Raw genomic sequence first — 8,251 nt, forward strand, 5'->3', positions numbered from 1 at the left:
GAAGTATATTGCAATGAGAAATAGAAACATTGACGCTCATTTCTAACAAGATATAATAAAAGCGAGATATGTATTGCAATAGAGAAGATATAGTATAGATTGAAAAAATTTCAGTCTATTATTTTTTACGGCTTTTAGAAAACGTTTACATTTAGTGTGGAGGGGAAACCATGTCTAAGTTCACGAAGTATTTTTTAATGGAAGCTAAAGATGTGATTGCATATGTGCAAGAGAAATTACCTAAGTTCGAACATGCAAAGGGGCTAAAGTGTAAAGAAATAGGTGATGGTAATTTAAATTATGTGTTCCGCGTTTGGGATGAACAGAAGAACATTTCTGTCATTGTAAAGCAAGCTGGGGATACAGCGCGTATTTCAGATGAGTTTAAGTTGTCGACGAATCGAATCCGTATAGAATCAGATGTTTTGCGATTAGAAGGAGAGTTAGCACCTGGACTCGTGCCAAATGTATATTTGTTCGATAGTGTGATGAATTGTTGCGTGATGGAAGATTTATCAGATCACACAATATTGCGCACAGCACTCATAAATCATCAAATGTTTCCGAAGCTTGCTGATGATTTAACTACTTTTATGGTAAACACTCTTCTATTAACATCAGATGTTGTAATGAATCATAAAGAGAAGAAGGAACTCGTGAAGAATTATATAAATCCTGAGTTATGTGAGATTACAGAGGACCTCGTATATTCAGAGCCATTCACAAATCATAATAAACGAAACGAATTGTTTCAATTAAATGAAGGATGGATTAGAGAGCATATTTATAGTGATAAAGAGCTTCGTATGGAAGTAGCAAAACTTAAGTTTTCTTTTATGACGAATGCACAAGCGCTACTTCACGGTGATTTACATACTGGTTCTGTTTTTGTAAAAAGTGATTCTATAAAGGTTATTGATCCTGAGTTTGCCTTTTATGGACCTATGGGATATGACGTTGGAAATATAATGGCAAATTTAATGTTTGCATGGGTGAATGCAGATGCAGTGATGCAATCTGGTATTGAGAAAGATACATATATGAACTGGATAGAATCTACCATGATAGATGTAATTGATTTATTTAAGAAGAAGTTTTTAGATGCTTGGGATATTCATGTGACAGAGATTATGGCGAAGGAAGAAGGCTTTAACCGAGTTTATTTACAATCTGTATTAGAGGATACAGCTGCAGTGACGGGTCTTGAGTTAATTCGTCGTATTGTTGGTCTAGCGAAGGTAAAGGATATTATTTGTATTGAGAATGACGCGGCGCGTGCTAGAGCGGAGCGAATTTGTCTTCAAGTAGCGAAGAAGTTTATTTTACAAGCGAATCAATATAAAACAGGTAGCAGTTTTGTAGAAACGTTAAAAAAACAGTCAATGCATAGTGCGAAATAAGGGGAGAAGATGATGGCAGAGCAATTAATACCAATTCAGTGGAAAGATGATGCTTTAGTGTTATTGGATCAAACGGTATTACCGAACGAAGTAGTCTATGAATCTTTTAAAACGGCTGAGGGTGTGTGGGATGCGATTCAAGTAATGAAAGTACGAGGAGCGCCGGCAATAGGTGTTTCAGCAGCCTACGGTGTGTATTTAGGGGTAAAGGAAGTTGCGAAAAGTTCGGCGGAAGAATTCATAGCGGAAGTAAAAAAGGTATGTGCATACTTAGCGACATCAAGACCGACGGCAGTAAATTTATTTTGGGCGCTTGAAAGAATGGAAAGTGTAGCGAAAGAGAATGCTCACTTATCAATTGCGCAGTTGAAAGATAGATTATTAAAAGAAGCAAAAGAGATTCATAGAGAAGATGAAGAAATTAACCGTCAAATTGGAGAACATGCATTAACATTATTTCATGATGGCATGGGGGTATTAACGCATTGTAATGCAGGTGCGTTAGCAACGACTAAGTATGGTACTGCGACAGCTCCAATGTACTTAGCGAAAGAAAAAGGATGGGACTTAAAAATCTATTCGGATGAAACACGCCCTAGATTACAAGGTTCAACGTTAACAGCATTAGAACTGCAGCGAGCGGGAATTGATGTAACGGTCATTACAGATAATATGGCAGCAATGGTCATGTCACAAGGGAAAATTGATGCAGTAATCGTTGGATGTGATCGTGTAGCAGCAAACGGGGATGTAGCAAATAAAATTGGAACATTAGGTGTTTCGATTTTGGCTAAATATTATAACATTCCGTTTTATGTAGCAGCACCAACGCCGACAATTGATTTGAAAACACTGACAGGAAAAGAAATTCCAATTGAAGAAAGGGATGCTTCTGAAGTGATCAATCGCTTCGGACAATACTCTGCTCCGCAAGAAAGTAAAGTATACAATCCGGCATTTGATGTCACGCCATCTGACAATGTAACAGCGATTATTACGGAAAAAGGAATTGTGAAAGCACCGTTTACGGAGAATTTAAAAAAGCTATTTTAGTAAGTAGATATATATAGTCAGTCATCATAAGCTTCATACTTAGGGGGATGTATATGTTATTACAAAAAGAAAGAGAAGAAATTGTAGCGTATGGAAAGAAAATGATCTCTAGTGGTTTAACAAAGGGGACGGGGGGAAATATTAGTATTTTCAATCGTGAACAAGGTCTTGTTGCAATTAGCCCAAGTGGTCTAGATTATTATGAAACGACGCCTGAAGATGTAGTTATATTGAATTTAGATGGTGAAGTGATAGAGGGAGAGAGAAAACCATCAAGTGAATTAGATATGCATCTTATCTATTATAGAAATCGTGAAGATATAAATGCGCTTGTACATACACATTCTCCTTATGCGAAGACAATCGCATCATTAGGATGGGAACTTCCTGCTGTGTCATATTTGATTGCTTTTGCAGGTCCGAATGTTCGCTGTGCACCGTATGAAACATTTGGTACGAAGCAATTAGCAGAGGCTGCTTTTGAAGGAATGATTGATCGTCGTGCAGTTTTACTTGCGAATCATGGTTTAATGGCCGGTGCGAATAATATAAAAATGGCGTTTACTATTGCAGAAGAAATAGAGTTTTGTGCTCAAATTTATTATCAAACGAAAAGTATCGGAGAACCGAAATTACTGCCAGAAGACGAGATGGAGAATTTGGCGAAGAAGTTTGAAGGGTATGGGCAGCAGTAGAATGAAATGAAAACCCCCTCAAGAAAAAATCTTGAGGGGGTTTTTCTATGCCTTCTTCAATAACAAATACATAAAGTAAGGTGCACCAATTAAAGCAACGACAATCCCTGCTGGAATACCGTTAGGTTCAACGATATTTCGTCCGATTGTGTCTGCAAATAGTAATAGCCATCCACCAATTAAAACAGCGATTGGCATGAAGATTTGATGCCTTGGACCTACTAAAGATTTGGCGATGTGAGGAGCCATAAGTCCGATAAAGCTAATGCCTCCTGTTACAGAAACAGCAGCGGCAGCAAGTGCAACGGCTGCGATTAATAAGTATCTTCGCTCTTTTTCAATTTCAATTCCAACACCGATTGCTACTGGCTCGTTTAATGCTAGTATATTTAATCGATTTGCTTTATAGAAGACAAATGGGATTAATACGATTAGCCAAGGAAGCATTGCTAAAACAAATGTCCAGTCATCTCCCCAAATGTTTCCGGCAATCCATTTGGCGATAAAGTCCACTTTCATACGATCAGCGGATGAAATAAGGACAATCATTATTCCAGATAGTGCAAATGAAAAACCGATGCCGGTTAATGTTAATCGTATTGGCTGAAGGCCGGTGGATTTACTATATGAAAATACGTAAATTAGAACAGCTGTTAGAAACGCACCGATAAATCCAACAACGGGTAGTAGGTAAAGGAATGAACCTACGTCTATCGGGAAGTATAGAAAGAAAACAGAAACTGCAACACCAGCACCAGCGTTAATGCCGAGAATACCAGGTTCAGCTAAATCGTTTCGGGTAATACCTTGTAATACAGCACCTGATAAAGCGAGAGCCATACCAGCTAATAATGTAATGACGATTCTAGGTAGCCTTAAAGAATATAAAACGAATTCTTCTTTAAATGTACCTTGTCCCATAAGTGTTGGGATTAATCTGTCATAGGAGAGAGCGGCAGAACCGAGTCCCATTCCAATTACAATTGTTGTGATGGTAAGTATAAGTAATGCAAGTATGATAAGGCGTTGTTTCTTTAGAATAGATTGCATCATGAGAAAGTTCTTCCTCCTTTACGTACAATGAATAGGAAGAATGGTAATCCTACAATTGCGACGATTGCAGCAACTGGTGTTTCATACGGAGCGTTAATTGTACGTCCGATTGTATCTGCGAGCAGCATAAAGGAAGCACCAGCAATCGCTGACATTGGTATAACAAAACGGTAGTCTGGTCCAACGATTGGACGAACCATATGGGGTACCATAAGTCCGATAAATGCCATGTTTCCGACAAGTGCTACAGAAGCACCAGCAAGCAAGATAATAATGATAAATAAAATCGTTTTAATAACGATAATTTTTTGACCGAGTCCAACGGCAACTTCTTCACTGAAACTAAGAACTGTTAATTTCTTTGCAAGTAAGATAGCGATAAATATACTTATTGAAATAACCGGAATAATAATTTTTAATTGGCTCCAACTCGTTCCAATTACGCCCCCAGCCGTCCACATTGATACATCTTGTGAAATTTTAAAGTAAATGCCAACACCTTCTGAGATTGCAAGTAGAAATGCTGAAACAGCAGCACCAGCTAATACAATTCGAAGAGGGGAAAGTCCGCCCTTTTTCACCATGCCAATTCCAAATACCATAATAGCGCCAATTGCAGCACCGATAAAGCAAGCTAGTGTTAAGTAAAGGTAGCTTATAGAAGGATTGAAAGCAAGTGTTAGTGCAAGTGCGGCATTTGCGCCACCAGTTAAGCCTAGTAATCCCGGATCGGCAAGTGGGTTTCGAGTTAATCCTTGCATAATTGCACCAGAAACAGCGAGTCCAGCTCCTACAAAAATAGCAGCAACTTCACGTGGTAAACGTATTTCACGCAGGATGGATAGCTTATCTCCTTTAGCAGAGGAAGTGAGTGCTAACCATACGTCTTTTATAGAAGTATCTGCAGCACCTAATACCATTGCAAACATAAAAATAAGAAAGAATGCAATGATACTCAAAATTAATTTGTATGTAAAAGCGTTGGAACGTAGGTTGTCTTGCTCTTTTTTCATCAGCTTCACATCTTTTCTTTTCATAGAATAAAGGAAGAGGAATTCTTAAATTAAGAATTCCTCATGTTTGTATTATTGACCAAGAAAGCTCTTCTTGAAGAAGTCTAGTTGAAAATCTAATGTAAGTGGATCATTGAAATAGAATTCCATCATGTTTGCTTCATATACACGATTATTTTTTACTGCTGGAATGTTTTTATATGATTCTGTCTCTTGGAATGAGTTATCAGTATCTTTGTTTTTACTTACGATTAAGTAATCACCAGCGAACTCAGGTAATACCTCAGTAGATAATGCGTAGTATCCTTCTTTTAAAGCTTTTTCTTTTACTTTTTCAGGCATTTTTAATTTCATTTCTTGGTAAAGAATTTCTGTTCCACGGCCCCAGTTTTCGCCGTATACGTAAAGCTGTTTGTTGAAGTTTTCAACAACAGAAACTGTTGCATCTTCACCGATCTTCGCTTTAATGTCTTTTCCAGCTGTTTGTGCGCGTTTCTTGAAATCATCAACCCAAGTTTTTGCTTCTTTTTCTTTATTTAATAATTTACCGATTTCTAAGTGTTGTGTTAAGTAATCAACTTTTCCGTAAGTGTATGTTACAGTAGGAGCGATTTTCTTTAACTTATCAACATTTTTAACATTTGATAAACCAATGATTAAATCTGGATTTAATTCTGCAATCTTTTCAACATTCTCATCTGATACTTCAGCGACATTTTTCAGTTTGCTATCGAAACGTGGGTTTTGTTTAGACCATGAATCTACCCCAACAAGGTTTACACCTAATGACATTACGTTACCAGCGAATGATGATAGGACAACAACACGTTGTGGATTTGCTGGAACTTCTACTTTACCATTTTCTGATTGGTATGTAATTGTTTCTGATTTTTTACCTTTTGCGTCGTTCTTCTTGTCTGTTGAACCGTTGCTACAAGCACTCATAACAAGGACGAACAGAACTGTTAGTGAAATAAATAATTTTTTCATCGTCTTTCTCCTTTAAATAGATGATATGTGTATACAATAATTTGTTTAACTGCAATCTTTTTGAAAGAGTAGTGGTAATACAGAATACAAAATATTTATTAAAAATCTTGAATATGAGATTTCACAATATAGTATTGACCATATTAATGAAAGAAGATGTAATCCCAAATTTGCTAATTATTAACAAACTGATAATGATTATCACTATTGATTCTTTAAATAATATAATTTTATATAGGTGTATTGTCAATAGTAATTTTGATTGTAAATTTTGCGGAAACAGGTTATATTTTATTGAGAATGATAATCAATTACTAATAGCTGAGGAGTGGGCACGAATGAATCGAGAAGAATTGTTTGATGTAACTGTGATAGGCGGAGGACCTGCAGGGCTTTATTCAGCTTTTTATAGTGGACTCAGAGAGATGAAAACGAAAATAATAGAATTTCAACCACAGTTAGGTGGAAAAATACATGTTTATCCAGAAAAAATGATTTGGGATATTGGCGGAGTGTTACCGGTTACGGGTGAGAAATTAATTGAGCAACTTGTACAACAAGGATTAACATTTCAACCTGAAGTTGTATTGAATACAAAAATAGAATCAATTATTCGTAATGAAGAGGGTATTTTTACGTTGAAAACAAGCTCTGGGGAAGAACATTTTTCAAAAACAGTGATCGTCGCAACTGGGAGTGGTATATTGAATCCACAAAAGTTATCAATTGAAGGTGCTGAGAGATTCGAAGTCTCAAATTTAAATTATACAGTTAAATCGTTAAAACGTTTCAAAGATAAAACGGTAATTATTTCAGGCGGAGGGAACTCTGCAATTGATTGGGCAAATGAATTAGAACCGATTGCGAAAAAAGTTTATTTAACATATAGAAAAGAAGAATTATCTGGTCATGAAGCACAAGTAAAACAACTTATGAACAGTTCGGCAGAATGTTTCTTTAATACATCGATTACAAAATTAATTGCCGGTGATAACCATGAAGCGATTGAACATGTAGAATTAACAAATCATGAAACTGGAGAGGTTTCTCATTTATCTGTTGAAGAAGTTATTATTAATCATGGATATGAACGTGACATTACATTATTGGAAAATAGTGAGCTAGATGTCGCTATTGTTGATAATTATTATATTGCAGGGAATGCAAATAGTGAGTCCTCGGTAGACGGGTTATATGCCGCTGGAGATATTTTAAAGCATGACGGAAAATTACATTTAATCGCAGGAGCGTTCCAAGATGCTGGAAATGCTGTGAATAAAGCGAAACAATTTATTCAACCAGATGCAAGTGAGTACGGAATGGTTTCTTCGCATAATGAAGTATTTAAGAAGAGAAATCGAGAATTGATAAAGCAGATGATGAATTAATAAAGAAACAAGTATACCCCCATTTACTTCTCTATTCGTATGGACGAGAGAGGTAAATGGGGGTTTTCCTGTTTATTATATCTTCAATCATTATCATGACACCGGTTTCATTAGTTCATGTGGCATGAACGTTTTATTTGTAATCTCTCTAGAAAACAATGAATCTAGGATTGGTTTATGCTGTCCCTTTTTCCTGTTCATTAGGAAATGGTATATTTAGTATAGACGCAATGTATTGTTTTCCGTGTTTTCGAGCTAATGATTCTAATATTTGGCGAACGCGTTTTGTAAGATGACCTTGTTTTTTTATAGCCTCACAATATACGTCATAGAAAACGTATTTAGCCCAAAGGAAATCATCTTGTTGGAATAAGAAATGATTTTTGTACCATTCGCCAATTGTATGATAGCAATTGTTTTCATGTACTGCTGCACTTTGTGAAAGAATACGATCGGATAAAGAATTAGATAGATGAGAAATTGTGTTTTCTGTTTCAACTTGTAATGTTTTTTCTAACATTGTAATGATGTGACGAGTAGCCATATGTTAACTCTCCTTTGTGTAAATGGGTAATACCATTCTATATTTAAAAAAATACTTACTATACTATTATACAATATATGGAATGCATCTACCTGCTTTTTAATTTGTATTTACA

Annotated in this window: 8 protein-coding genes; 4 read left to right on the plus strand and 4 right to left on the minus strand. The window is 36.1% G+C overall.

Annotation, left to right across the window (positions count from 1 at the left end; translation table 11 throughout):
* Positions 1 to 170: 170 nt before the first annotated feature.
* Genes mtnK through AB3X48_RS14160 form a run of 3 tightly spaced genes read left to right on the plus strand, consistent with a single transcriptional unit; the run spans position 171 to position 3,148 of the window.
* On the plus strand, positions 171 to 1,400 hold the full coding sequence (mtnK, locus tag AB3X48_RS14150) for an S-methyl-5-thioribose kinase (RefSeq protein ID WP_367959689.1): 1,230 nt from the start codon (positions 171 to 173) through the stop codon (positions 1,398 to 1,400).
* 12 nt (positions 1,401 to 1,412) lie between these two features.
* The gene (mtnA, locus tag AB3X48_RS14155) at positions 1,413 to 2,453 is read left to right on the plus strand and encodes an S-methyl-5-thioribose-1-phosphate isomerase (RefSeq protein WP_016103410.1); all 1,041 of its coding nucleotides are present in this window, start codon (positions 1,413 to 1,415) and stop codon (positions 2,451 to 2,453) included.
* Between the two features lie 53 nt (positions 2,454 to 2,506).
* A complete protein-coding gene (locus AB3X48_RS14160; RefSeq protein ID WP_002159461.1) occupies positions 2,507 to 3,148 on the plus strand; it encodes an L-fuculose-phosphate aldolase in 642 nt (213 codons plus the stop codon).
* A 45-nt stretch (positions 3,149 to 3,193) separates the two neighbouring features.
* Here AB3X48_RS14160 and AB3X48_RS14165 read toward each other — a convergent pair whose 3' ends face one another.
* From AB3X48_RS14165 to AB3X48_RS14175, 3 genes are read right to left on the minus strand one after another with little or no spacing between them, the layout of a single operon-like run.
* Positions 3,194 to 4,201 (minus strand): FecCD family ABC transporter permease, encoded by a 1,008-nt coding sequence (locus AB3X48_RS14165; RefSeq protein WP_016103411.1) that lies wholly within the window; start codon positions 4,199 to 4,201, stop codon positions 3,194 to 3,196.
* Positions 4,198 to 5,238 carry a FecCD family ABC transporter permease gene (locus AB3X48_RS14170; RefSeq protein ID WP_002139451.1) on the minus strand — a complete coding sequence of 347 codons (1,041 nt, stop codon included), beginning with the start codon at positions 5,236 to 5,238 and terminating at the stop codon, positions 4,198 to 4,200. Before AB3X48_RS14170 ends, AB3X48_RS14165 begins: the two co-directional genes overlap by 4 nt.
* 48 nt (positions 5,239 to 5,286) lie before the next feature.
* Entirely contained in the window at positions 5,287 to 6,204 is a 918-nt protein-coding gene (locus AB3X48_RS14175; protein ID WP_002159458.1) for an iron-hydroxamate ABC transporter substrate-binding protein, read from the minus strand.
* A 338-nt stretch (positions 6,205 to 6,542) separates the two neighbouring features.
* Between AB3X48_RS14175 and AB3X48_RS14180 the strand changes: the two genes are divergently transcribed.
* Positions 6,543 to 7,592 (plus strand): NAD(P)/FAD-dependent oxidoreductase, encoded by a 1,050-nt coding sequence (locus AB3X48_RS14180; protein ID WP_002159457.1) that lies wholly within the window; start codon positions 6,543 to 6,545, stop codon positions 7,590 to 7,592.
* Between the two features lie 175 nt (positions 7,593 to 7,767).
* On the opposite strand, the gene AB3X48_RS14185 is transcribed toward AB3X48_RS14180, so the two are convergent.
* Positions 7,768 to 8,136, minus strand: a complete 369-nt coding sequence (locus tag AB3X48_RS14185) for a hypothetical protein (protein ID WP_002159456.1) — start codon at positions 8,134 to 8,136, stop codon at positions 7,768 to 7,770.
* Positions 8,137 to 8,251 lie beyond the last annotated feature (115 nt).

The sequence above is a fragment of the Bacillus sp. S4 genome, assembly GCF_040838205.1.
Classification (GTDB): domain Bacteria; phylum Bacillota; class Bacilli; order Bacillales; family Bacillaceae_G; genus Bacillus_A; species Bacillus_A cereus_U.